A 24,339-nucleotide genomic window follows, 5' to 3' on the forward strand; every position below is an offset into this window, starting at 1 on the left:
CGCGGACCGGCCCTACGCGGGGAGGACCACCTTCCCCAGCTCCACCGGCGAGGCCAGCAGCCCGTTCGAGGGCAGCACCCGCACCGTGTAGCCGAGCACCCCCGCGTGCGGGAGCGGCATCGTCGCCTCGAACCGCTCCTGGCCGCCCGAGCCGCCCACGTGCGCCATCGGCGACACCACGGTCCCGGTGAGCTCGTCGGCGTCGTCGGCGCGCCCGACCACGGCCTGCACGAGCACGTCGGAGGTGTCCAGCCCCCCGAGCTCGACCGAGGCGCGCACCGTCATCGGCGCGCCCAGCACCGGCGTGTCCGCGGCCCCTGAGGCGTCGACCTCGGCCACCCGGACCGACGGCCAGGCCGCGTCCAGCCGGGCCCGGAACTCCGCGAGCTCCTTGGCGCCCGCGAACCCGTCGCCGGAGACCTGACGGGCCGCGGCCGCCGCCGGCGCGTACCAGTCCTGGACGTAGTCCTTGACCATCCGCGAGGCCTGGACCTTCGGCGAGAGCGTCGCGAGGGTGTGGCGCACCAGGGCCGTCCAGCGGTCCGGGACCCCGTCGGCGCCCCGGTCGTAGAACAGCGGCGCCACCTGGGTGGTGAGCAGGTCGTAGAGCGCGTTCGCCTCGATGTCGTCGCGGCGGTCGGGGTCGTCGACGCCGTCCGCCGTCGGGATGGCCCAGCCGTTGCGGCCGTCGTAGAGCTCGTCCCACCAGCCGTCGCGCACCGAGAGGTTGAGCCCGCCGTTGAGCGCCGACTTCATCCCCGAGGTGCCGCACGCCTCGAGCGGGCGCAGCGGGTTGTTCAGCCAGACGTCGCAGCCCCAGTAGAGGTAGCGGGCCATCGACATGTCGTAGTCGGGCAGGAAGACGATGCGGTGGCGGACGGCCGGGTCGTCGGCGAAGCGGACCATCTGCTGGATGAGGCTCTTGCCGGACTCGTCCGCGGGGTGCGACTTGCCGGCGATCACCAGCTGCACCGGCCGCTCGGGGTCGAGCAGCAGGGCGCGCAGCCGCTCCGGGTCGCGGAGCATCAGCGTGAGCCGCTTGTAGGTCGGGACGCGGCGGGCGAAGCCGATGGTGAGCACCGACGGGTCGAACACCCGCTCGGTCCAGCCCAGCTCCGGCTCGGACGCGCCGCGCTCGAGCCAGGACGCCCGCACCCGCCGCCGGACCTCCTCGACCAGCCGCGCCCGCAGGGTGCCGCGCATCTCCCAGAGCAGGGAGTCGGACACCCCGAACAGCTCCGGACCCGCGCCCGCCGCCGCGGCACCCGCCGTCAGGCCCGCGATCTCCCGGGCGGTCCAGGTCGGGCCGTGCACACCGTTGGTCACCGAGCCGATCGGCACCTCCGGCGCGTCGAACCCGCCCCACAGCGACGAGAACATCCCGCGGGAGACCTCGCCGTGCAGCTGCGAGACGCCGTTGGAGCGCTGGGCGAGGCGCAGGCCCATGTGGGCCATGTTGAACATGTCGGTGTCGGGCTCCCGGCCCAGCGCGAGCACCCGCTCGGTGGAGATCCCCGGCAGCAGGTCGGCGTCGAAGTAGTGCTTGACGAGCCCGATCGGGAAGCGGTCGATCCCGGCGGGCACCGGGGTGTGGGTGGTGAAGACGGTCCCGGCGCGCACCGCCGCCAGCGCCTGGTCGACGTCGAGGCCCGCGGTGGTCACGAGCTCACGCATCCGCTCGAGCCCGAGGAACCCGGCGTGGCCCTCGTTGGTGTGGAAGACCTCCGGCGCCGGGTGACCGGTCACCGAGCAGTACGCGCGCACCGCCCGCACGCCACCGACCCCGACGAGGATCTCCTGGCGGATGCGGTGCTCGGCGTCGCCGCCGTAGAGCCGGTCGGTGATCTGGCGCAGGTCGGCGTCGTTGTCCTCGATGTCGGCGTCGAGCAGCAGCAGCGGGACGCGCCCGACCGCCGCGACCCACACCCGCGCCCGCAGCACCCGGCCCTCGGGCATCGCGACGTGCACGAGGATCGGCGCCCCGTCCGCGTCGGCCAGCAGGTGCAGCGGCAGGCCCTGCGGGTCGAGGGCGGGGTAGTGCTCCTGCTGCCAGCCGTCGAGCGAGAGCGACTGCCGGAAGTAGCCGGAGCGGTAGAGCAGCCCGACCGCGATGAGCGGGACGCCGAGGTCGGAGGCCGCCTTGAGGTGGTCGCCGGCGAGGATGCCGAGGCCACCGGAGTAGTTCGGCAGCACCTCGGAGACGCCGAACTCCATGGAGAAGTAGCCGATCCCGGCGGGCAGCCCGGAGCCGCCCTTCTCCTGGTACCAGCGGGCGCCCGTGAGGTAGTCGCGCAGGTCGTCCGCGGCCTCGCGCACCCGCCCGACGAACGCCTCGTCGGCGGCGAGCTCGGACAGGCGCGACGGCGGCACCTCCCCGAGCAGGCGCACGGGGTCCCCGCCGGAGGCGCGCCAGGCCCCCTCGTCCACCGCCGCGAAGAGGTCCTGCGTGGGCCCGTGCCAGGTCCAGCGCAGGTTCGTCGCGAGGTCCTGCAGCGGCGCCAGCGGGGCCGGCAGCTGGGCTCGGACGGAGAATCGGCGCAGAGCTCTCACGCCGCACAAGCCTAGGCACACCCTCCCGACGCGCCGTCATCGCCCGTCCCCCCTGGATCGATTCCACCACTACGCTGCGTCGCGTGAGCGTGCTGGGGAAGTGGTGGGGGTCCGGACGACGCGCCGAGGACGCCCCGGACGGAGATCTCGAGGACCAGGGCGAGCCGACGACGGGCCCCGCGAGCGGCGGATTCGACCTCCTGCCGCACGGGTCAGAGGAGGCCTCCCGACGGCGGACCGGCCCCTGGAGCGGACGCTTCCGGGCCGTCCTGACCGGCCAGCGCGACGAGGGTCCCGACGACGCCGGGCGCAGCCCGGCCGCCGAGCCGGCAGGCGGTCCCGCCGAGGCTCCCGCGGCTCCGCGCGCCGGGGACCTCCCGCCGCGCTACGACCCGCGCCAGCCCGCCCACCGGGGCCCGCTGCCGGGGTGGGGCTCGGCGCGCGACGTCGAGCTCGGCCCGCCCCCGCCGCCCGACGCCCCGGTGAACCCGGGCTCGCCGTCGGGACCCATCCCCGTCATCGGGCGCACCTCCCGGTCGTCGGTGGCGTTCGCCGACGACGCGGCGGCGCCGGACCGCCCCGACCTCGAGGCCTCCATCGCGGCCGGCCCGACGATCCCCTCCGCGCCGATCCCGCCGGTCGCCCGCCAGACCCCGCGCCCGGCGCGCCCGACCTCCCCCGCGGGCCCGGCCGGCCAGGGCCCCGCGAACCGCTCCGCCGGCACGTCCGACGCCTCCGGGCCCGCCGCGCCGGCCTGGTCGCGGTCGAGCCCGACCGGCGGCTTCCGCGCCGTCGTCCCGCCGTGGCGCCGGCCCGTGGTGCCGCAGTCCGCGGCCGAGCCGCCCACCGCGCAGGCCCGGACCACCGCCGTGGAACGGCCCTCCCCCGAGGACGCGCCGACCGCGCTCACCGGTCGTCCGAGCGCTCGGTCGGCATCGAACACGGCCACATCGGGTAGGGCGCCCGACATGACCTCGTCCGCTGACCGGCCGACCGACGACCACGGGACGTCCACGCCGGACGGTCCCGCGGCCGACTCGTCCCACGAGGCGCCGACGGCGACCACGGCGACCACGGCGGCCGCCGGGCGGCACGCGCGCTCCGCCACCGCGCTCGGCGCGGTGGAGCCGGTCGCCCCCGTGGCCCCGGTGCGCGCCGCCGACCCGGTGGAGCCGGTTCGCGCGGCCGACCCCGTGGAGCCGGCGCGCGCGGCCGACCCCGTGGAGCCGGTGCGCGCCGCCGACCCCGTGGAGCCGGTGCGCGCCGCCGACCCCGTGGAGCCGGTGCGCGACCCCGACCCGCTGGACCCGTCGACCCCGGCCCCCACCAGCACCTGGGAGCCGTTCCCCCCGGCCTCGTCCGCTCTCTCCCCCGAGCCGGTGGAGGACGCCCCCGTCACCGCCGACGAGCCCGCCCCGGCCGCGGAGGACACCCCGGCGGTCGAGGAGCCCGAGGTGGCCACCCCGACCGTCGACGAGACCGGCACCGCCACCCCCGCCCCCGGCACCCCGCCGGCGTCCACCACGGCGGCGGCGCTCGCCCAGACCGACCCCACACCGAACGCCGACCGGCCGACGCCCAGCCCCGCCACCGAGCCGATCGCCTCCGAGCGCGCCCGGCTCGCCCAGGGCCGCCTCGGCATCGACGACGTCACGCCCGAGGTGTCGGGCGGGCGGTTCCCGTCGAAGGCCGTCGTCGGGGAGGTCGTCCCGGTGCAGGCCACGGTGTGGCGCGAGGGGCACGACGCCGTCGCCGCGACGCTGGTCTACCAGCGCTGCGCCGACGTCGACCACGCCGACGCCCAGGCCGTCGCGATCGCGCCCACGGTCGGCGAGGAGCGCACCGTGCGCATGGCCGGCCTCGGGCCGGAGACCGACCGGTTCGCCGCGAGCCTGGTCGCCGACACCGAGGGCCTCTGGCGCTTCCGGGTGGACGCCTGGAGCGACCCGTGGGCGACGTGGCGCCACGCCGTCGAGGTCAAGGTCGCGGCCGGCCAGGGTCCGGCCGAGCTCGCGAACGACCTCGAGACCGGGGCGCGCCTGCTCGAGCGCGGCGCGGCCCAGATCGAGGACCGGGCGAGCGCGTCCGACGTCGCGGAGCAGCGGGTCACCGACTCGACCACCCCGATCGACATGCCGCCCACGCTGGTGTTCGCGACGGAGCTGCGGGACGCCGCGGGCGCGCTGCGCGACACCGACAAGGGCCTGCCCGAGCGGCTCGCCAAGGCGCTCTCGGAGCCGGTGGGGCGCACGATGGTCGAGCGCCCGGTGCGCGACCTCGTGACCCGCGGCGCCGACCACCACGTGCTCGTCGAGCGGGCCCGGGCCCTCGACGGGGCCTGGTACGAGTTCTTCCCGCGCTCGACCGGCGGATGGGACGACGAGGGCCGTCCGGTGCACGGCACGTTCGCCACCGCGCAGCGCGAGCTCGAGCGGGCCGCGGCGATGGGCTTCGACGTCGCGTACCTGCCGCCGATCCACCCCATCGGCGTGGTGAACCGCAAGGGGCCGAACAACACGCTGACCCCGGGTCCCGACGACGTCGGGTCCCCCTGGGCGATCGGCTCGGCCGACGGCGGGCACGACGCGGTGCACCCGCAGCTGGGGACGATCGACGACTTCGACGCGTTCGTCGCACGGGCGACCGAGCTCGGGCTCGAGGTAGCGCTGGACTTCGCGCTGCAGTGCGCCCCAGACCACCCCTGGGCGGCATCGCACCCGGAGTGGTTCACGGTGCGCCCCGACGGGACGATCGCCTACGCCGAGAACCCGCCGAAGCGCTACCAGGACATCTACCCGGTCAACTTCGACACCGACCCCGAGGGCATCTACCGCGAGTCGCTGCGGATCGTCCTCTACTGGCTCTCGCACGGCGTGCGGATCTTCCGGGTGGACAACCCGCACACCAAGCCGGCCGACTTCTGGTCCTGGCTGATCGCCAAGGTCCACGAGGTCGACCCCGGCGTGGTGTTCCTCGCCGAGGCGTTCACCCGCCCGGCGCGGCTGTTCGGCCTGGCCAAGGCCGGGTTCAGCCAGTCCTACACGTACTTCACGTGGCGGACCGGCAAGGACGAGATCCGCGAGTTCTTCGAGATGCACCGCGACCGGCTCGACGAGTGCCGGCCGAACTGCTTCGTCAACACCCCGGACATCCTCCACGAGTCGCTGCAGGTCGGGGGCCCGGGCATGTTCGCGATCCGGGCGACGCTGGCCGCGACGCTGGCGCCGTCGTGGGGGGTCTACTCGGGGTTCGAGCTGTTCGAGTGGCAGCCGGTGCGCTCGGGCAGCGAGGAGTACCTGGACTCGGAGAAGTACCAGCTGCGCCCGCGCGACTTCGACCGTGCGCTCGCCGAGGGCCGCAGCCTGCAGCCCTGGATCACGCGGCTCAACGAGATCCGGCGGGCGCACCCGTCGCTGCGCCAGCTGCGGACGCTGCGGTTCCACGACGTCGACAACGACGCGCTGCTCGCGTACTCCAAGACCGACCCGGTCACGGGCGACACGACGCTGTGCGTGGTGACGCTCAACCCGTTCGGCGCCGAGGAGGGCACGGTGCGCCTCGACATGGCCGCGCTCGGCCTCGACCCGTTCGCGCGGTTCGGCGCGTTCGACGAGGTCAGCGGCCAGGTCTTCGACTGGGGCCAGGCCAACTACGTGCGCCTCGAGCCGTGGCGGGACGTCGCGCACGTGATCTCGGTTCAGAAGCGGTAGTTCGGACCCTCCGGCACCGTACGAACGGCCGGTTCGTGACCTTCGAAGGTCATGGACCGGCCGTTCGTGCGTTCGGGGGAGGCGCCCGCTCACGCCGGGGCCGGGCCACCACGGGCGAACGGCGCCGTCCTCGCATCCAGCGCGAGCAAGGTGCCATTGCCGGCACGAGACGGCGCCGGCCCGCCATGGGTGAACGGCGCCGTCCTCGCATCCAGCGCGAGCAAGGTGCCATTGCCGGCACGACCACGACCGCGACCACGACGGCGGCCGCGGGCACTTTCCCGGCCGCCCGCGCGTTGGAGAGGGTGAGACACCCTGGAGGTCCCCGTGCCCGTCCTGCTCGCCCTGCTGGCCTACGTCGCCCTCGAGATCTGGGTCCTGGTCCTCGTCGGCCAGGCCGTCGGGTTCCTCGGGCTGCTGGGCCTGCTCGTCGCCTCCGCGCTCGTCGGCGCGTGGGCCCTCAAGCGGGAGGGCCGCCGCTCGGTCGCCGACCTCGGCCGGGCCGTGCGCTCGGGCCGCCCGGCCGAGGCCGAGGTGGCCGGCGGGATGTACCTCGCGCTCGCGGGGGTCCTGCTCGTCGTGCCGGGCCTGCTCTCCACCCTCGCCGCGCTGGTCCTGCTGGTGCCCCCGGTCCGCCGCGCCCTCGCCCGCCGGGCCGCGGCGCGGGCGGTCCGCGCGGGCAGCGCGCGGATGGGTCCGTCGATCACCGTGGTGGGCGCGGGAGCACCCGGCGGGTACGGCCCCCGGGGCCCGGCCGGCCCGCGGGATCCGTGGCACGGAAGGGTCATCGAGGGGCACGTCATCGACGCCCCCGCACCCGACGACGACCGTCCGGACGGGGAGGGCCCCGGTCGCGCGCGCCACGGGGGCTGACCACTAGCGTGACGCCTGATGAACGAGGGGATCGGGGCGGTCCGCACTGGCGCGACCGACACCAGCACGACCGGCAACGCCCCCGCGCCACGGGGACCCGAGGAGACCGTGGAACCGCTGGTCGAGCCCTCGTCCGACGACTTCCGCAGCGCCCGCCAGCTCCCGGTCGAGGAGGGCTGGTACAAGCGGGCGGTCTTCTACGAGGTGCTGGTCCGCGCGTTCGCGGACTCCAACCGTGACGGCTTCGGGGACCTGCGCGGCCTCACCGACAAGCTCGACTACCTGGCCTGGCTCGGGGTCGACTGCCTGTGGCTGCCGCCGTTCTACGACTCCCCGCTGCGCGACGGCGGCTACGACATCCGGGACTACCGCAAGGTGCTCGGCGAGTTCGGCACCGTCGAGGACTTCGTGGAGTTCCTCGACCAGGCGCACGCGCGGGGCATCCGCGTGATCACCGACCTCGTCATGAACCACACCTCGGACTCCCACCACTGGTTCCAGGAGTCGCGCCGCGACCCGGAGGGGCCCTACGGCGACTTCTACGTCTGGTCCGACGACGACACCCGCTGGTCGGAGGCCCGGGTCATCTTCGTCGACACCGAGTCGTCCAACTGGACCTACGACACGGTCCGCGGCCAGTTCTACTGGCACCGCTTCTTCTCCCACCAGCCGGACCTGAACTTCGACAACCCGGCCGTGTGCGAGGCGATGATCGACGCGCTGCGCTTCTGGCTGGACCTCGGGATCGACGGCTTCCGGCTCGACGCGGTGCCCTACCTCTTCGAGCGCGACGGCACCAACGGCGAGAACCTGCCCGAGACCCACGCGTTCCTGCGCCGCGTGCGCAAGGTCGTCGAGGACGAGTACCCGGGCCGGGTCCTGCTCGCCGAGGCGAACCAGTGGCCGGCGGACGTCGTCGAGTACTTCGGCGACGCCGAGGTCGGCGGGGACGAGTGCCACATGGCGTTCCACTTCCCGCTGATGCCACGCATCTTCATGGCGGTGCGGCGCGAGTCCCGCTTCCCGATCTCGGAGATCCTGGCCCAGACCCCGGAGATCCCCGAGAACGCGCAGTGGGGCATCTTCCTGCGCAACCACGACGAGCTCACGCTCGAGATGGTCACCGACGACGAGCGCGACTACATGTACGCGGAGTACGCCAAGGACCCGCGCATGAAGGCCAACATCGGCATCCGCCGGCGCCTGGCCCCGCTGCTCGACAACGACCGCAACCAGCTCGAGCTCTTCACCGCGCTGCTGCTCTCCCTGCCCGGCTCCCCCGTCATCTACTACGGCGACGAGATCGGGATGGGCGACAACATCTGGCTGGGCGACCGCGACGGCGTCCGCAGCCCGATGCAGTGGACCCCGGACCGCAACGCCGGGTTCTCCACCTGCGACCCCGGGAGGCTCAACCTGCCGGTGGTGATGGACCCGGTCTACGGGTACCAGGCGGTCAATGTCGAAGCCCAGTCGAACTCCACGGCCAGCCTGTTGCACTGGAACCGTAGGATGATCGAGATTCGCAAGCAGCACCCGGCGTTCGGGCTCGGCGACTTCCACGAGCTCGGCGGCTCGAACTCCAGTGTGCTGGCCTACGTGCGCGAGTTCGTCGACGAGGAGGGCACCCGGGACGTCGTCCTGTGCGTCAACAACATGTCTCGCTTCCCCCAGCCCGTGGAGCTCGACCTCATCGCCTGGAAGGACTGGACCCCCACCGAGCTGACCGGGGGCGTCCCGTTCCCGGCGATCGGTGAGCTGCCCTACCTGTTGACGCTTCCCGGCCACGGCTTCTACTGGTTCTCGATCCACCCGGCCCAGGAGCGGGGATGACGGGGCCGCAGGGAACGCCGACCGGGACCGCCCCGGCGCTGGAGGCCCTGCTGCCGGGGATGGTCGACTGGCTGCCCACCCAGCGGTGGTTCGCCGCGAAGGGGCGCGACGTCGCCGGGGTGCGCCTCGTCGGCCACCAGGACGTCACCGCGCCGGACGCCGAGCCCGCGGTCGCGCACGCCGTGATCGCCGTGGAGTTCGCCGACGGCGGCCCGGAGGACTGGTTCCAGCTGCTGCTCGGGTCGCGGACCCGGGTGTCCGGGGACCTCGAGTACGCGGTGATCGGCACGTCCGGGGACCGGACGGTGTACGACGGGCTGGCCGACGGCGAGATCAGCCGGCTGCTGCTGTCGATGATCGTCTCCGACACGTCGGTCGGGTCGCTGCGCTTCGTCCCGGAGCCGGGCACCGAGCCGCCGATCGTCGGGCCGGGGCGCCCGCTGCTCGGCGAGCAGTCGAACTCGTCGGTCATCTACGGCGAGCGCGCCATCCTCAAGCTGTTCCGCCGTGCCACCGCCGGCCTGAACCCGGACCTCGAGCTGCACCGGGCCCTGGGCTCGCAGCACTCGCGGGAGGTGGCCCCGCTGCTCGGGGCGATCGAGGGTGAGCTGTCGGACGGCGCCGGGGGCACCGTCCCGATGACGGTCGCGATGCTGCAGGACTACGCGTCGAACTCCGCCGACGGCTGGTCGATGGCCCTGACCAGCGTGCGCGACCTGCTGGCCGAGGGCGACCTGCGTCCCGACGAGGTCGGGGGCGACTTCGCGGGTGAGGCCACCCGGCTCGGCCGCACGGTGGCCGCGGTGCACACCGAGCTCGCCCGCGCGCTGGGCACGGCCCTCCTCGACGCCGACGGCGTCGCCGCCGTCGCGGACTGGATGCTCGCCCGGCTCGACCACGCCGCCGAGGCCGTCCCCGAGGTCGCCGAGCGCCGTGCCGCCATCGCCGAGGTGCTCCGCGGCGTCACGTCCGCCGACGGCCTGCTCGTCCACCGCATCCACGGCGACCTGCACCTCGGCCAGGAGCTGCGCACCCCGCGCGGCTGGCTGGTCATCGACTTCGAGGGCGAGCCCTCGCGGCCGCTGACCGACCGGGTGCGCCCCGACTCGCCGCTGCGCGACGTGGCCGCGATGCTGCGCTCGTTCGACTACGCCGCGTTTCACCAGCTCGCCGAGTGGGAGACCGGCAGCGAGGCCCCGGGCTACCTGCAGCGCCGCGCGCAGGAGTGGGCCGACCGCAACCGGTCCGCGTTCTGCGACGGCTACACCGAGATCGCGGGACACGACCCCCGCGCGGACCTCGCGGTGCTGCGGGCCTACGAGCTCGACAAGGCCGTCTACGAGGTGCTCTACGAGACCCGCAACCGGCCGAACTGGTTGCCCATCCCGCTCCGCTCGATGGAGCGTCTCCTCCGGAGCGTCTGAGCCCGTGTGACCCGCCCCGCCGACGGGGTAGGAGACTCGTACTGCAGTCGAGCGTCTAGCCCGGACGCTGGACGACACCCCCGATCCCGGAGTCGTACCGCCGATGACCCGCTCCACCCCGTCGCCGTCGAAGGGCCCGCTCCCGGTCGCGCCCGGGGAGCTCGACACCTACCTGCTGCTCGAGGGCTCGCACCGCGACCCCCACGGCGTCCTGGGCCCGCACCGCCGGCCGGACTCGCCGGGCACCGTCGTCGTCCGGACCCTGCAGCCCGGCGCCGACGAGGTGGACGTCGTCATCGAGCAGGGCCCGACGGCGGGGCGCTACCCGCTCTCGCCGGTCGGCTCGGACGGGCTGTTCGCCGGGACCGTGCCCGGCCCGCTCCCGCACTACCGGCTCGCGGTCCGCCACGGCGCCGACCTGGGCGGGGAGACGACCGAGACGATCGTCGACGACCCGTACCGCTTCTCCCCCGTGCTCGGCCCGGTCGACCTGCACCTCATCGGCGAGGGGCGCCACGAGCGGCTGTGGGAGGCCCTCGGGGCCCACTTCCGGTCCTGGCCGACGCCGTCGGGGCCCGTCGAGGGCACCTCGTTCACGGTGTGGGCGCCGAACGCCCGCGGCGTGCGCGTCGTCGGCGACTGGGCGCCCGAGCGGGGCAGCTGGGACGGCGTCGCCACGCCGATGCGTGCCCTGGGCTCCGGCGTCTGGGAGATCTTCCTGCCCGGGGTCGGCGTCGGGACCCGGTACGGCTTCCGCATCCTGACCCCCGACGGGCACTGGCTGGACAAGGCCGACCCGATGGCCTTCGCCGCGGACCTCCCCCCGACGCCCGCGTCCGTCGTCACCACCTCCACCCACGAGTGGGCCGACGCCGCGTGGATGACGCGGCGCGCGTCCTCGCACCCGCACGCCGAGCCGATGAGCGTGTACGAGCTGCACCTCGGCTCCTGGCGGTACGGCGCCACCTACCGGGAGCTGGCCGACGAGCTCGTCGACTACCTCACCGCGCGGGGCTTCACCCACGTCGAGCTGCTCCCGGTCGCCGAGCACCCCTTCGGCGGCTCCTGGGGCTACCAGGTCAGCTCCTACTACGCGCCGACCTCCCGGTTCGGCACCCCGGACGACTTCCGCTACTTCGTCGACACCCTGCACGCCGCGGGCATCGGCGTGATCGTCGACTGGGTGCCCGCGCACTTCCCGCGCGACGACTGGGCGCTCGCCCGCTTCGACGGCACGCCCTGCTACGAGCACGGCGACCCGCGCCGCGGCGAGCAGCACGACTGGGGCACGCTCGTCTTCGACTTCGGTCGCTCCCAGGTCCGCAACTTCCTCGTCGCGAACGCGCTCTACTGGCTCGAGGAGTTCCACGTCGACGGGCTGCGCGTCGACGCCGTCGCCTCGATGCTCTACCTGGACTACTCGCGCTCGGACGGCGGCTGGGTGCCCAACAAGTACGGCGGGCGGGAGAACCTCGAGGCGGTGTCGTTCCTCCAGGAGGTCAACGCCACCGTCTACAAGAACCACCCCGGCGTCGTCACCATCGCCGAGGAGTCCACCGCCTGGCCCGGCGTCACCCGGCCCACCCACCTCGGCGGCCTCGGGTTCGGCATGAAGTGGAACATGGGCTGGATGCACGACACGCTCGACTACGTCATGCGTGACCCCGTGCACCGCGGCTACCACCACAACCAGATGACGTTCTCGCTGACCTACGCGTGGTCGGAGAACTACGTGCTGCCCTTCAGCCACGACGAGGTGGTGCACGGCAAGGGCTCGCTGTGGACCCGCATGCCCGACATGGGCCGCGGCGACCACGGCAAGGCCGCCGGGCTGCGCGCGCTGCTGGCCTACATGTGGGCCCACCCCGGCAAACAGCTGCTGTTCATGGGGCAGGAGTTCGGGCAGGTCCGCGAGTGGTCCGAGGAGCGCTCGCTGGACTGGGAGCTCCTCGACGACCCGCGCCACGCCGGCCTCGCCCGGCTGGTCACCGACCTCAACGCGGTCTACCGCGACCACCCCGCCCTGTGGACGCTCGACACCGACCCGGCCGGGTTCTCCTGGATCGACGCGAACGACGCGGTCGGCAACGTCTTCTCGTTCGTGCGCTCCGGTCCCCCCGGCACGCCGGACCTGGTGTGCGTGGCCAACTTCGCCGGGATCGTGCACGACCGCTACCGCGTGGGGATGCCCCGCGCCGGCCGGTGGCGCGAGGTCGTCAACACCGACGCGGAGATCTACGGCGGCGACGGGGCCGGCAACTACGGCTCGGTGTTCGCCGCGTCGGTCTCGACCCACGGACGGCCCGCGTCGGCGGAGATGACGCTGCCGGCCTCGGGCGTGCTGTGGCTGGTGCACGACGGCGGGGAGCCGCTGCCCGGGGAGTGAGCCCGGGCGGGGCGGAATCCCCGCGTTCGGCCACCACACGCCGCGCCGGTCCACCACACTGGACGGGTGCACAGGACGGCGCTGGTGGTGGCGGTGTGCGCGGTCGTGGCGCTGCTCGCCTCCGGGTGCGCCGCGTCCGTCGACGGGCAGGCGTTCGCGTCGGCCACGGTGACCGCGGGGATCGACCCCGGCTTCGTGCACGGCACCGACGGCGGCGACGACGACCGGCTGGCGGCCGCCGTGCTGCGCGACCTCGAGACGTGGTGGGGCGGGCAGTTCCCGGCGCTCGCGGGCGGTGCCCGCTTCACCCCGCTCAAGGGCTACTTCTCGGTGGACTCCTCGCGCGACGGCCCCGGCCCGCCGTGCACCGACTCGGCGTCGGACGTCGAGGGCAACGCGTTCTACTGCCCGCGCGCGGACATCATCGCTTACGACCGCGCGGCCCTGCTGCCGGTGCTGCGCCAGAAGTTCGGGGACTCGGCGGTCGTCGTCGTGCTCGCCCACGAGTTCGGCCACTCGGTGCAGCAGCGCCTGGAGTCGACGTCGCGGACCTCGGCCGGCCTCGACTCCGGCGCGCCGACGATCCTCTCGGAGGGCCAGGCCGACTGCTACGCGGGCACCTTCCTGCGCGCGGTGCACGACGGCGACCTGCCCGACCTGCGCACCGACGACCGCGGGATCGACGGCGCGATGAGCGCGCTGATCACCTTCCGGGACCCGGTGGGCACCGACGCCGCGGACGACCGCGCGCACGGCAACGCCTTCGACCGCGTCTCCTCGTTCCAGGACGGCTACGACGGCGGCCCCCCGGCGTGCGCCGGCATGACGCTGCAGAACCGCAGCTTCACCCAGCAGTCCTTCGCCAGCCTCTCCGACGCGCAGAGCGGCGGGAACCTCCCCCTGCCCGACCTGCTCAAGGCCATCGGCACCGACCTCGACCGCTACTTCGGTGGGCTCGTCCGCCAGCGGGGCGGGCAGTGGACCCCGCCCGCGATCCGCGAGAACGCCGCCGGGTGCGGGAAGGACGCCGTCGACCTGTGCGCGGGGACGCCCCCCACGCTCGCGGTGGACGACCGGGCGCTGGCCCGCGTCCACGACGGCATCGGCGACTACGCCAGCGGCACCGTCGTCGCCTCCCGCTACGCGCTGGCCGCGATGGCCGCGCTCGGGCTCCCGACGACGGGCGCGCAGGCCGGCACGACGGCGCTGTGCCTCGCCGGGGCCTACACCGGCGACGTCGGGAAGCCCGGGTCCGACTTCACCCTCTCCCCCGGCGACCTCGACGAGGCCGTCGGACTGCTCGAGCGCGACGACTCGGCCGCGCGCAGCACCGACGGTGCCGCCCCGGCGGGCGGCGCCTACGCGCGCATCGAGGACTTCCGGCGCGGCGTCGGCGGCGGCGCGACGAGGTGCCTGGCAGGCTGACCGGGGGTGGCGGTCAGCCTCCGCAACCGGCCCGAGACGGTCCCGGTCGGCCTCCTGCTCTCCGCGGTCGGCGGGTTCCTCGACGCCTACACCTACGTCGGCCACGGCGAGGTGTTCGCCAACGCGCAGACCGGCAACGTCGTCCTGCTCGGGGTCGGGCTGGTCCGGGGCGACGTCGGCGGGGCCCTGCGCCACCTGCCGCCGCTGCTCGCGTTCCTGGTCGGGCTCGGGGCCGCCGAGTCGCTGGCCCGGGTCCCGCGGCGCCCACCCACGCCGCGGCCGCTGCGGCGCCCGACGCGGGTGGTGCTCGCCGTCGAGGCGCTCGTGCTGGCGCTGTGCGCGGCGGTGCCGCTGCCCGACGTCGTCGTGACCGTCGCGGTCGCGTTCGTCGTGGCGCTGCAGGTCTCGACCTTCAAGTCCGTCGGCGACGTCCCCTACAACGCGACGGTGACCACCGGCAACCTGCGCAGCCTGGTCGCCGAGATCGCGCGCTGGGCCGGCGACCGGGCACCCGACGCGGGACGCCGCGCCGGGGTCCTCGGCGGCATCGTGCTGTCGTTCGCCGCCGGAGCCGCGGTGGGGGCCGCGCTCACGGTGACGACCGGCCGCTACGCCGCGGTGGTGGCGGCCGCGGCGGTCGTCGTCGTGCTGGTCGCGATCGTCGTCGAGACCCGGCGCCGCGACCGCGCGCAGCCCGACGCGACGGCTCAGTAGACGACTCAGTAGAGGACGACTCAGTAAAGGGCGCGGGCGAGGGCTCGCCGGGCGCTGGTGACCCGCGGGTCGTCGGCCGCGAACAGCTCGAACAGCCCGACGAGGTGCTCGCGGGCGGCGTCGCGGTCGTCGCCGCCGGTGCGCTGGACCGTCTTCACGAGCCGGTCGAAGGCCGCCTCGACCCGCCCTGCCGCGAGCTCGGCGTCGGCGGCCGCCTTCTGGGCGTCGACGTCGTCGGGGGCGGCGTCGGCGCGCGAGACCGCCGTCGGGTCGGCCTGCTCGGCCCGCGACATGAAGCGGACCTGGGCGAGCGCCGCCGCCGCCTCGGTGTTCGCGGGCTCCTCGGCGAGGATGCGCTCGTAGGCGGCCACCGCGGCGTCGTAGTCGCCCTGCTCGAGGGCCTCCTCGGCGGCGGTGAAGCGCGGGTCGTCCGGCTCCGGCGCGGGCTCGGCGCCGTCCTCGGAGCCCCCTGCGGCGGCGCGGGCCTCGGCCTCGGCGATGCCCGGCATCCGGTCGCGGAGCGCGTCGAGGATCTGCCCGATCCAGCCGCGGAGCTCGTTCTCCGGCTGGACCCCCGAGAACGACGTGACCGGCTGCTGCGCCACCACCACGTACACCGTCGGGATCGACTGCACCTGGAACATCTGGGCGATGCGCGGGTTCGCGTCGACGTCGACCTTGGCGAGGATCCACGCCCCGCCGCCCTCGTTCGCCAGCTTCTCCAGCGTCGGCGAGAGCTGCTTGCAGGGCTGGCACCAGTCGGCCCAGAGGTCGACGACGACGGGCACCGTCATCGACCGCTCGAGGACCTCGGTCTGGAAGGTGTCCTCGGTGACGTCGATGACGTACGCACCGGCCGGCGGGGGTGCCCCCTCGACCACCGGCGCGCCGTCACCCCCCGCGGGCGCCTGCGGGGCGCCACCGGCGGGCGGGCCACCGGCGGGACCGCGCTGGGCGGAGCCGCGCTGCTCCGCGCGGGCCTTCAGCCCGGACAGGTCGACGGCGCCGGCCATGGCCGAGGACAAGGCCGCCTGCGCGGCCTGCTGACGGGGATCGGGACGTGCCACGACCCCAATCCTGCCAGCCGTCGGGGAACCCGTCAGGCCAGGTCCCGGCCCAGGTGCTCCTCCACGCGCGCCACCTTCGCGGCCAGCTGTCCGGTCCACCCCGGGCGGATGTCGGCCTTGAGGACGAGCGACACCCGCGAGCCGTAGCGACCGGCGGCCTCGGTGGCCCGCTTGACCACGTCCATGACCTCGTCCCACTCCCCCTCGACCGAGGTGAACATCGACGACGTCTCGTGCGGCAGCCCCGACTCGCGGACCACCCGGACCGCGGCGGCGACGGCCTCGCTCACGGAGTCGGACACCTGGCCCGGGGACTCGTGGCTGTCGGGGGCGGGGCCCGAGGGCGCGACGCTGAAGGCGACGATCATCGTCCCAGCCTGCCAGGGCCCCTCCCCCGGCCGCGGCTTGCTAGATTCCGGGCCTGATGGCCGCGTCCGATCCTCTCCCGTTCGACCCGATCGCGCGGGCCGCGGACATCTGGTCGGCCAAGATCGGTCCGTCGTCGGCGATGGCAGCGGTGACCAGCGTGTTCCGGGTCCAGCAGGTCCTGCAGCAGGCCGTCGACGCCGCGCTGCGCCCCCACGAGCTCACCTTCGCCCGCTACGAGGCGCTCGTGCTGCTGCGGTTCTCGCGCTCGGGGGCGCTGCCGATGAGCCTCATGGGGCAGCGGCTGCAGCTGCACCCGACGTCGATCACCAACATCGTCGACCGCCTCGAGGGCGCCGAGCTGGTCCGTCGCCGGCCCCACCCCACCGACAAGCGCACCACCCTCGTCGAGATCACCGAGGCGGGGCGCCGCCGGGGCGAGGAGGCGACGGCGTCGGTGACGGCGGTCGACTTCGGCCTGGTCGGGCTCTCCGACGACGAGGTCACCGCGCTCACGGCGCTGCTCGCGAAGGTCCGCCGCGCCGCCGGCGACTTCAGCTGACCGCTCCCCCACCCGCGCGAGGGGAACCCTCGTGCGGATAGAGCGACCGGATCCTCCCCTCGCGCCGCCCGCCCTCGCACCGCGAGGGGAGGATTCAGCCCACGAGAGCGACCGAGGGTTCCCCTCGTGCGGTGTCGACGAGCCGGCCGTCCTCGAGGTGCAGGACGCGGTCCACGCGGTCGAGCCCCTCGGGCCGGTGGGTCAGGAGCAGGACGGTCGCCGGGGTGTCGAGCAGGTCGGCCATCAGCGCCTCCGCGGTCTCGACGTCGAGGCCCTCGGTGGGCTCGTCGAGCACCCGGACCGCGGGGTCGGCGAGCAGGAGCCGGGCCGCCGTGAGACGCCGCCGTTCCCCACCGGAGACCGTGTCCGGGCCGATCACGGTGTCCAGCCCGTCCTCGAGCCCGGAGACCCACCCGGCGAGCCGGACCCGGCGCAGCGCGTCGAGCAGGCGGGCGTCGTCGGCGTCGGGCGCGGCCAGGAGCAGGTTGGCGCGCACGCTCGCGGTGAAGACGTGGTCGTGGTCGCCGAGCAGGCCGATCCGGCGCCGGACGTCGTCGCCGGAGAGCTCGCCGAGCGGCACCCCGCCGAGGGTCACGCTCCCCGCCGCCGGGTCGAGCAGCCGCAGCAGCACCGCCGCGAGGGTCGACTTGCCCGACCCCGACGCGCCGGTCACCGCGACCCGGGCGCCCGCGGGCAGGTCGAGGTCGACGCCCTGCAGCGCCGCCGAGCCCGCCCAGCCGGCGGTGAGCCCGCTGGCCCGCAGGTCGCTGCCCGCGGGCAGGGGCCGGGGCCGGGCCGGTTCGACGGCGGGTTCCGGGGCCTCGGCGAGCACGGCGAGCCGGCGCCGGGCCTGACCGCCCCGCACGGCCGCCCGGGCGGCCCCCGGCAGGGCCAGCACCGTCGCGGCCAGGGCGGTCGGGAGGAGGACGACGATCCCGACGAGCCCCGGCGCCGCCCCGCGCAGCCCGGCGGCGGCGAGCGCGGCGCCGAGGGTGGCGACGGCCAGCGCGAGGTGGGCGGCGGCGTCGGCGAGTCCCTCGTGGCGGGCGGCCCGCCGGCGGGCGGCGCCGAGCGCGGCGGCGCGGTCCCGCACGACGGCGAGGGCGACGTCGCGGTCGCGGGCGGCGAGCTCCTCGCGGGCGGCGAGGGTCTCGCCGACCGCGGCCCCGAGCCGCTCGCCCGCGGTGTCGAGCGCCGTGCCGTCGCGTCGGGCGGCGCGGGCCGCCAGCGCGGGGACGACGAGCACCGCCGCGCCGAGCCCGCCGGCGAGCGCGGGCAGCGTCGTCGGGACCGCCGAGAAGGCGACGGCGAGCACCACCGGCACGACGACCGCCGCCACGAGCAGCGGCTGCCGGCCCCGGACCAGGCCGTCGAGGCGGGTGTCGACGTCGTCGACCGCGCGGGCGAGCAGCTCGCCCCGCCGCCCGGCGACCGCGCCCGGGACCCGGTCGACGAGCACGGCGACGAGCGCGCGGCGCCAGCCCGCCACCCGGGCGAGCGCCCCGTCGTGCACCACGAGCCGCTCGAGGTGGCGCAGCAGCGGCCGCAGGATGGCCGTGGCCCGCACGAGCACGACCGCGATCGAGAGGGTGAGCACCGGGGGCCGGGCGTCGGCGCGCACGATCAGCCAGGTCGAGACCGCGGTGAGCAGGAGCCCGGCGAGCACCGCGCCCGCGCCCAGCGCGACCCCGGCCGCCGTCGTGCCCCTGCGGGGCTCCGCGGGCGCCGCGGCGTCCGCGCTCGGCCGCGGCTCGACGGGCCGCTCGCTCGCGTCGGTGGGCGGGCGCCGCAGGGTGACGACCCGGTCCGCCGCCGCGAGGGCGGCCGGGCGGTGGGCGACGAGCAGGACGGCCGCGCCGCGGTCGGCGGCCGCGCGCAGCAGCCCCAGCACCCGCGTCTCGGTGGCGGGGTCGAGGTGGGCGGTGGGCTCGTCGAGGAGCACCGTCGCGTGCGGCGCGTCGGAGAGGGCGAGCAGGACGCGGGCGAGCGCGAGCCGTTCCCGCTGCCCCGCCGAGACCGAGCCGCCCTCCTCGGCCAGCGCATCGTCGGGGTCGAGGGGCAGGTCGAGGGCGGCGAGGACGGCCCGCATCCGGGCGCGCGGGACCTCGCCGAGGGCGTCGGCGACGCTGCGGGCGTGCGGCAGCGTCGGGCGCTGCGGCAGCACGAGCACGGGGTCTCCGACGGCGACGGTGCCCGCGTCGGCCCGGACGGCACCGGAGAGCACCCGCAGCAGCGTCGTCTTGCCCGCGCCGGACTCCCCGGCCAGCGCGACGAGCTCGCCGGGCGCGACGGCGAGGTGGTCCAGCGCGAGCGCGTCGGCGCGGCGGCCCGGGTAGCGGACGCGGACACCCGAGGCGCGCGCGCCAGGTGAACGAACGTGGTCGCCGGGACGACCGAATCCGTTCACGTGGTCGGCGACCACGCCGGCCTCGGCCGTGTCGTGGAACCGCGCACCGACCTCGCGGATCGGGCGGTACGCCTCGGGCGCGAGCAGGATCGCGACGAGCGCCGGCGCCAGCCCGAGCGACCCGTCGACCACCCGCAGCCCGGCCGACACCGCGACGAGCCCGACCGACACCGTCGCGACGAGATCGAGCGCCGTCGTCGACAGGAACGCCACCCGCAGCACCGAGCCGGTCGCGCGCCGGTGGGCCTCCCCGACGCGGGCCACCTCGTCGACCTGCCGCCGCGCCCGGCCGAACAGCCGCAGCGTGGCGAGGCCGGTGACGACGTCGAGCACGTGGCCGGCCAGCCGCTCCCCCGCCGCCCACTGCCGGGCCGCGCGGGCCCGCGTCGCCCAGCCGACCAGCGCCGCGAACACCGGCAGCAGCGGCAGGGTCAGCAGCACGATGAGCGCGGAGGTCGGGTCGGCGACCGCGAGCCCGACCAGGACGAGCGGCGGCAGCACGACGGCGAGGACCAGGGCCGGCAGGTAGGCGGTGAACCACGCCCGCAGGTCGTCGATCCCGCCGGAGGCGAGCGCGCGCCGCACCCGGGCCCCCGGGTCCCGGCGCTCGGCGTCGGGGTCCCGCGCGTCCAGCAGCCGCTCCCGCAGCGGCTCGACCACGCGGTCCGCGGTCCCCGCGGCGACCCGCGGCGCCACGCCCGCGACCAGGGCCCGCACGACGAGGGCCGCGGCCAGCGCGGCGAGGGTGGCGCGCGGCGACGTGCCGTCCACCAGCGCGGCGACCAGGAGGCCGGCCGCGACGAGGGCGGTGGCGTCGGCGAGGGCCCCGACGACGCCGAGCACGACCTGGCCGGCGACCCGCGGCAGCGCCGGACGGGCGAGGCGGAGCAGGCGGGGGTCGACCGGGCCGGCACTCATGCCGTGACCTCCCGCCCACTCGCCACCCGCCGCCGGAACACCCAGTACGAGAACGCCTGGTAGGCGAGGACGCCGGGCAGGATGACGATCCCGCCGATCGTGATCACCTCCAGCGCCACCGGCGACGCGGCCGCCCCGGCCACGGTGAGCGACCACGCCGGGTCGAGGGTCGAGCGCAGCACCACGGGCAGGTGCGCCGTGAACGCCGCGACCACGCCGCCCAGCACGGCCAGCGAGGCCGCCGCGAACGCGAGGGCCTCCCGACGACGGGCCGCGGCGAGTCCGGCGCCGACGGCGAGCACCGCGACCGGCGCCGCCGCGGGCGTGGTCGTCCCGGCCGTCACCGCGGCGCCGACCGCCACCAGCCCCGCCGTCGTGACCGCCACCCACCGCGCCCGGACCCGCACCGGCCCCGTCGTGCGCAGCCCGAGGAACGCCGCGCCCTGCAGCAGGGCGGCCAGCACCCCGGCCAGCGCCCCGGCGAGGGCGGGCCAGGTGGCCAGCGGCGCCAGCGAGCGGGTCAGGCCCGAGCCGGCCACGGCCGCGTCGGGACCCAGCGCGAGACCCGTCGTCGCCAGCGCGACCACCGCCCCGAAGCCCGCCGCGCTCACCAGCGACGACACCCCGAGCACGAGGTCGCAGCGCCGCCGCCAGGCCGCGGTGTCGACCTTCCCGCGGAACTCGAGCGCGACGCCGCGCGCCGCGAGCGCGAGCAGGACGACGACCACGGGGAGGTAGAGCCCCGAGAGGAGCGCGGCGTACCAGGCGGGGAAGGCCGCGAACGTCACGCCGATCGCGGCGACCAGCCACACCTCGTTGCCGTCCCACACCGGGCCGACGGTGCGGACGGCGGCGCCGCGCTCGTGCTCGTCGCGGCCGAGGAGGCCGGCGAGCATGCCGACCCCGAAGTCGAAGCCCTCGAGCACGGCGAAGAGCACCCAGCAGAGCACGACGAGGGCGAACCAGAGCATCGCGAGATCCATGACCGGCCTCCGAATCAGTAGCTGGGCTCGGGGACGGCGAGGTCCTCGTCGGACGCGGCGGGCCCCGGGACGTGCAGGTCGACGAGGTCGGCCCGGGACACGTGGAGCACCAGGCGCACCCAGACGACCGCGAGCACGCCGTAGACCAGCGCGAAGCCGGCGAGGGACGCGACGAGCTCGACGGGGGTGAGCGTCGGGGACACGCCGTCCGCGGTGCGGAAGAGCCCGAAGACCAGCCAGGGCTGGCGCGCGGTCTCGGTGAAGAGCCACCCGACGGTCGCCGCGAGCGCGGGCAGCGCCGGGACGACGGGCAGGAAGCGGACGAGCCAGCGGTCGGCGAGAGCGAACCACCCGCGGCCGGCCGGGTCGAGGTCGCGGCCCTTCCGCGTCCGCCACAGCACCCACGCCGCGACCGCGGTCGCGAGCACGCCGAACCCGATCATCAGGCGGAACGTCCAGTAGGCCACCGGGATCCACGGGGTGTAGTCCCCGGCACCGAACTGCGTCGCGTACTGGGCCTGCAGGTCGTCGATGCCCCGCACCGTCGCGGTCGGGTCGCCGGTGGCGAGGAAGGAGAGCAACCACGGGATGTCGAGCGAGACCGGCTGGGCCTGCCCGGGCAGCTGCACGGCGAAGATCGAGAACGGGGCGTGGGACGTCGTCTCGTAGAGCGCCTCGGCCGCGGCCATCTTCATCGGCTGGACCTCGGTCATCACCTTGCCCAGCACGTCCCCGCTCAGCGCGACCGCGACGCCGCCGACGAGCGTGGTCCACGCCCCGACCCGGGCGACCAGCCGCCACACCGGGCCCTCGTCGCCGGCGTCGGCCTTCCACCGCCGCCACACGCCGAGCGCCAGGAGCAGCGCGCCGCCGGCCATGAACGCGCCCGCGATGGTGTGCGGGAAGGACGCGACGACGACCTCGTTGCTCATCAGCGCGCCGAAGCTGCCCAGCCGCGCCCGGCCCGTCGTCGGGTCCAGGGCGACCCCGACCGGGTGCTGCATGAACGCGTTGGCCGCGAGGATCACGTAGGCCGAGATCAGGGTCCCCACGGCGACGACCCAGATCGTCGCGAGGTGCACCGCCGGGCGCAGCCGGTCGCGGCCGAACCACCACAGCCCGAGGAAGGTCGCCTCGAGGAAGAACGCGAGCATGCCCTCGATCGCGAGGGTCGGCCCGAAGACGTCGCCGTAGTACTGCGCGAAGGCCGACCAGGAGAGCCCGAACTGGAACTCCTGGACCAGGCCGGTCACGACGCCGACCGCGAACGTCGCCAGGAGCAGCTTCCCGACGAGCAGCGTCGCGCGGCCGAGCCGGGCGTCCTCGCGCCCCGCGCGGCGGCGGCGCCACCACGCCGTCTGCAGGCCCGCCGCGAGCGCCGAGAGCGAGATCGACAGCGGGACGAACAGGTAGTGGTAGACGGTGACGACGGCGAACTGCAGTCGTGAGAGCTCCAGTGCGGTCACGACGCCTCCCTTCGCGGGGCGAGGTCCACGACGCCTCGTAGTACCTACGACAAAGGGTAGTACGACATTCTTCGTTGACACACCGTGTCGCTGGGTACACTCACCCGCGTGGCCCTCGGAGAGCTCGAACGCGCGGTCATGGCACAGCTGTGGTCGGCCGACGCGCCGCTCACCGTGCGGGACGTCCACGACCGGCTCGAGCGCGAGCTCGCCTACACCACCGTCATGACGGTGCTGGGGCGGCTGGCGAAGAAGGGCCTGGTCCGGCAGGAGCGCGACGGCAAGGCATACCGCTACGCCGCCGCCTCCAGCCGTGAGCAGATGGCCGCCGAGCTCATGCTCGACGCCCTGGGCGACGTCGGCGAGGACCGGACGGCCGCGCTGGTCGCGTTCGTCGACCGCGTGGGCCCCGAGGAGGCCGAGGCCCTGCGCCGCGCGCTGGACAACCCGGCCGAGATCTCCCCGCCCACCACGCCGCGATCACCCGAGTCGTGAGAAGGGCCATAGACGCGCCACACTGACCTGTCATGGCGTCGGTGTGGTTGACGGGGCTCGCCCTCGTGCTCGCCGGGCCCGTGCCTGCCCTGCTCGCGCGCGCCCGGTGGCCCCGCGCCGTGCCCCGGGCCGCCATCGTCCTCTGGCAGGCCGTCGCGGTCGCCGCCGTCCTCGCCGCCGTCGGGAGCGCGCTGGCCGCCCCCGAGGCCCTGCTGACCCTCCTGACCCACCCCCAGGAGCGCACCGGCGTGCCGCTGGTGATCGCCGTCGGGGTCGCCGCCCTGCTCGCGTCGCTGATCGTCGCCCGACTGCTCGGCGTGCTCGTGCTGCTCGCCGTCCGCACCCGCGTGCGCCGGGCCCGCCACCGCGACATGGTCGACCTGCTCGCGCGGGCCGAGCAGAACGACGCCGTCGGGTCGCTGCGCTCCGGGACGGTGCTCCGCGTGCTCGACGGAGCCGTGCCGTTCGCCTACTGCGTGCCGGGCCGGGTCGGGCGCGAGGGCCGGGTGGTGGTCACCGGCGCGACGCTGGACACCCTCTGCCCGGACGAGCTCAGCGCGGTCATCGCCCACGAGCAGGCCCACCTCGCCGCGCGCCACGACCTCGTCCGCGAGGGCTTCACCGCCCTGCACAAGGCCTTCCCCGTGGTGGCGCGCAGCCGCGAGGCCCGCGACGCGGTCGCGCTGCTGCTGGAGATGCTCGCCGACGACGCCGGGCGCCGGCGCCACGGCGACGACGCCATGGCCGGCGCGCTGGACGCGTTCGCCTCGAGCGCCGCGCCGGGCGAGGGCGACGACGTGGTGCAGCGCCGCGACCGCATCCGCGCCCACGTGCGCGGCACGCCGGCCCTCGCCGTCGGGACCTACCTCGCCGCGGTCGCGCTCGTCGTCGTCCCGACCGTCACGATCGTCATCCCGTGGCTGGTCGACGCCCTCCCGGTGGTGGGGGTCCGGTAGGCCGGAGGCCATGTGAACGAATCTGGTCGTCCCGACGACCACGTCCGTTCACATGGGCGTGTCCCCCGGCCAGTCCCGCATCGCCCCGCCCTCGCGCCCGCGGTGCGCCCCGCGGCGGCGCCGGCGCCGGAACCGTCCCGCGAACCCGGCCGTCTCCAGGAGCGCCAGCGCCCCGACCACCCACCAGCACAGCATCGCCGTCTC

The 24,339-nt window shown here is 75.5% G+C and carries 17 protein-coding genes; 10 read left to right on the forward strand and 7 right to left on the reverse strand.

Going from position 1 to position 24,339, the window contains the following annotated elements:
* Positions 1–12: 12 nt before the first annotated feature.
* Positions 13–2,550, reverse strand: coding sequence for an alpha-glucan family phosphorylase (gene glgP, locus HH311_RS15780; protein WP_169184625.1), 2,538 nt, complete (start codon positions 2,548–2,550; stop codon positions 13–15).
* 1,598 nt (positions 2,551–4,148) lie between these two features.
* On the opposite strand from glgP, the gene HH311_RS15790 reads away from it, so the two are divergent.
* The 7 genes from HH311_RS15790 (at position 4,149) to HH311_RS15820 (ending at position 14,915) form a co-directional block, all read left to right on the forward strand.
* Positions 4,149–6,260 (forward strand): alpha-1,4-glucan--maltose-1-phosphate maltosyltransferase, encoded by a 2,112-nt coding sequence (locus HH311_RS15790; protein ID WP_312030193.1) that lies wholly within the window; start codon positions 4,149–4,151, stop codon positions 6,258–6,260.
* A gap of 327 nt (positions 6,261–6,587) precedes the next feature.
* Positions 6,588–7,133 (forward strand): FxsA family protein, encoded by a 546-nt coding sequence (locus tag HH311_RS15795; RefSeq protein WP_211190321.1) that lies wholly within the window; start codon positions 6,588–6,590, stop codon positions 7,131–7,133.
* Between the two features lie 18 nt (positions 7,134–7,151).
* Positions 7,152–8,966 carry a maltose alpha-D-glucosyltransferase gene (gene treS, locus HH311_RS15800; protein WP_248292639.1) on the forward strand — a complete coding sequence of 605 codons (1,815 nt, stop codon included), beginning with the start codon at positions 7,152–7,154 and terminating at the stop codon, positions 8,964–8,966.
* Positions 8,963–10,390 carry a maltokinase N-terminal cap-like domain-containing protein gene (locus HH311_RS15805; protein ID WP_169184627.1) on the forward strand — a complete coding sequence of 476 codons (1,428 nt, stop codon included), beginning with the start codon at positions 8,963–8,965 and terminating at the stop codon, positions 10,388–10,390. The genes treS and HH311_RS15805 overlap by 4 nt, the downstream gene beginning before the upstream one ends.
* Before the next feature lie 103 nt (positions 10,391–10,493).
* Complete coding sequence (glgB, locus tag HH311_RS15810) at positions 10,494–12,776, forward strand: 1,4-alpha-glucan branching protein GlgB (protein ID WP_169184628.1); 2,283 nt, start codon at positions 10,494–10,496, stop codon at positions 12,774–12,776.
* A gap of 66 nt (positions 12,777–12,842) precedes the next feature.
* Entirely contained in the window at positions 12,843–14,201 is a 1,359-nt protein-coding gene (locus tag HH311_RS15815; RefSeq protein ID WP_169184629.1) for a neutral zinc metallopeptidase, read from the forward strand.
* Between the two features lie 6 nt (positions 14,202–14,207).
* Positions 14,208–14,915: a YoaK family protein gene (locus HH311_RS15820; RefSeq protein WP_169184630.1), complete on the forward strand. Its 708-nt coding sequence runs from the start codon at positions 14,208–14,210 to the stop codon at positions 14,913–14,915.
* A gap of 20 nt (positions 14,916–14,935) precedes the next feature.
* Here HH311_RS15820 and HH311_RS15825 read toward each other — a convergent pair whose 3' ends face one another.
* Together HH311_RS15825 and HH311_RS15830 are read right to left on the reverse strand one after the other, a co-directional pair.
* Positions 14,936–15,928 carry a tetratricopeptide repeat protein gene (locus HH311_RS15825; RefSeq protein WP_169184725.1) on the reverse strand — a complete coding sequence of 331 codons (993 nt, stop codon included), beginning with the start codon at positions 15,926–15,928 and terminating at the stop codon, positions 14,936–14,938.
* Between the two features lie 86 nt (positions 15,929–16,014).
* Positions 16,015–16,350: a thiamine-binding protein gene (locus tag HH311_RS15830; protein WP_169184631.1), complete on the reverse strand. Its 336-nt coding sequence runs from the start codon at positions 16,348–16,350 to the stop codon at positions 16,015–16,017.
* Positions 16,351–16,406: 56 nt separating this feature from the next.
* On the opposite strand from HH311_RS15830, the gene HH311_RS15835 reads away from it, so the two are divergent.
* Positions 16,407–16,910: a MarR family winged helix-turn-helix transcriptional regulator gene (locus HH311_RS15835; protein WP_169184632.1), complete on the forward strand. Its 504-nt coding sequence runs from the start codon at positions 16,407–16,409 to the stop codon at positions 16,908–16,910.
* A gap of 94 nt (positions 16,911–17,004) precedes the next feature.
* On the opposite strand, the gene cydC is transcribed toward HH311_RS15835, so the two are convergent.
* Genes cydC through HH311_RS15850 form a run of 3 tightly spaced genes read right to left on the reverse strand, consistent with a single transcriptional unit; the run spans position 17,005 to position 22,684 of the window.
* Entirely contained in the window at positions 17,005–20,235 is a 3,231-nt protein-coding gene (cydC, locus tag HH311_RS15840) for a thiol reductant ABC exporter subunit CydC (RefSeq protein WP_169184633.1), read from the reverse strand.
* The gene (gene cydB / locus HH311_RS15845) at positions 20,232–21,218 is read right to left on the reverse strand and encodes a cytochrome d ubiquinol oxidase subunit II (protein ID WP_169184634.1); all 987 of its coding nucleotides are present in this window, start codon (positions 21,216–21,218) and stop codon (positions 20,232–20,234) included. The genes cydC and cydB overlap by 4 nt, the downstream gene beginning before the upstream one ends.
* 14 nt (positions 21,219–21,232) lie before the next feature.
* On the reverse strand, positions 21,233–22,684 hold the full coding sequence (locus HH311_RS15850; RefSeq protein WP_169184635.1) for a cytochrome ubiquinol oxidase subunit I: 1,452 nt from the start codon (positions 22,682–22,684) through the stop codon (positions 21,233–21,235).
* 108 nt (positions 22,685–22,792) lie between these two features.
* Here HH311_RS15850 and HH311_RS15855 point away from each other — a divergent pair, with 108 nt between their 5' ends.
* Positions 22,793–23,179, forward strand: coding sequence for a BlaI/MecI/CopY family transcriptional regulator (locus HH311_RS15855; protein WP_312030180.1), 387 nt, complete (start codon positions 22,793–22,795; stop codon positions 23,177–23,179).
* Between the two features lie 32 nt (positions 23,180–23,211).
* Complete coding sequence (locus tag HH311_RS15860) at positions 23,212–24,135, forward strand: M56 family metallopeptidase (protein ID WP_169184636.1); 924 nt, start codon at positions 23,212–23,214, stop codon at positions 24,133–24,135.
* A gap of 48 nt (positions 24,136–24,183) precedes the next feature.
* Here the strand turns inward: HH311_RS15860 and HH311_RS15865 are convergent, their stop codons facing one another.
* The gene (locus HH311_RS15865; RefSeq protein WP_169184637.1) at positions 24,184–24,330 is read right to left on the reverse strand and encodes a hypothetical protein; all 147 of its coding nucleotides are present in this window, start codon (positions 24,328–24,330) and stop codon (positions 24,184–24,186) included.
* Between the last annotated feature and the right edge of the window lie 9 nt (positions 24,331–24,339).

It is taken from the genome of Actinomycetospora sp. TBRC 11914, from assembly GCF_012933465.1.
GTDB lineage: Bacteria > Actinomycetota > Actinomycetes > Mycobacteriales > Pseudonocardiaceae > Actinomycetospora.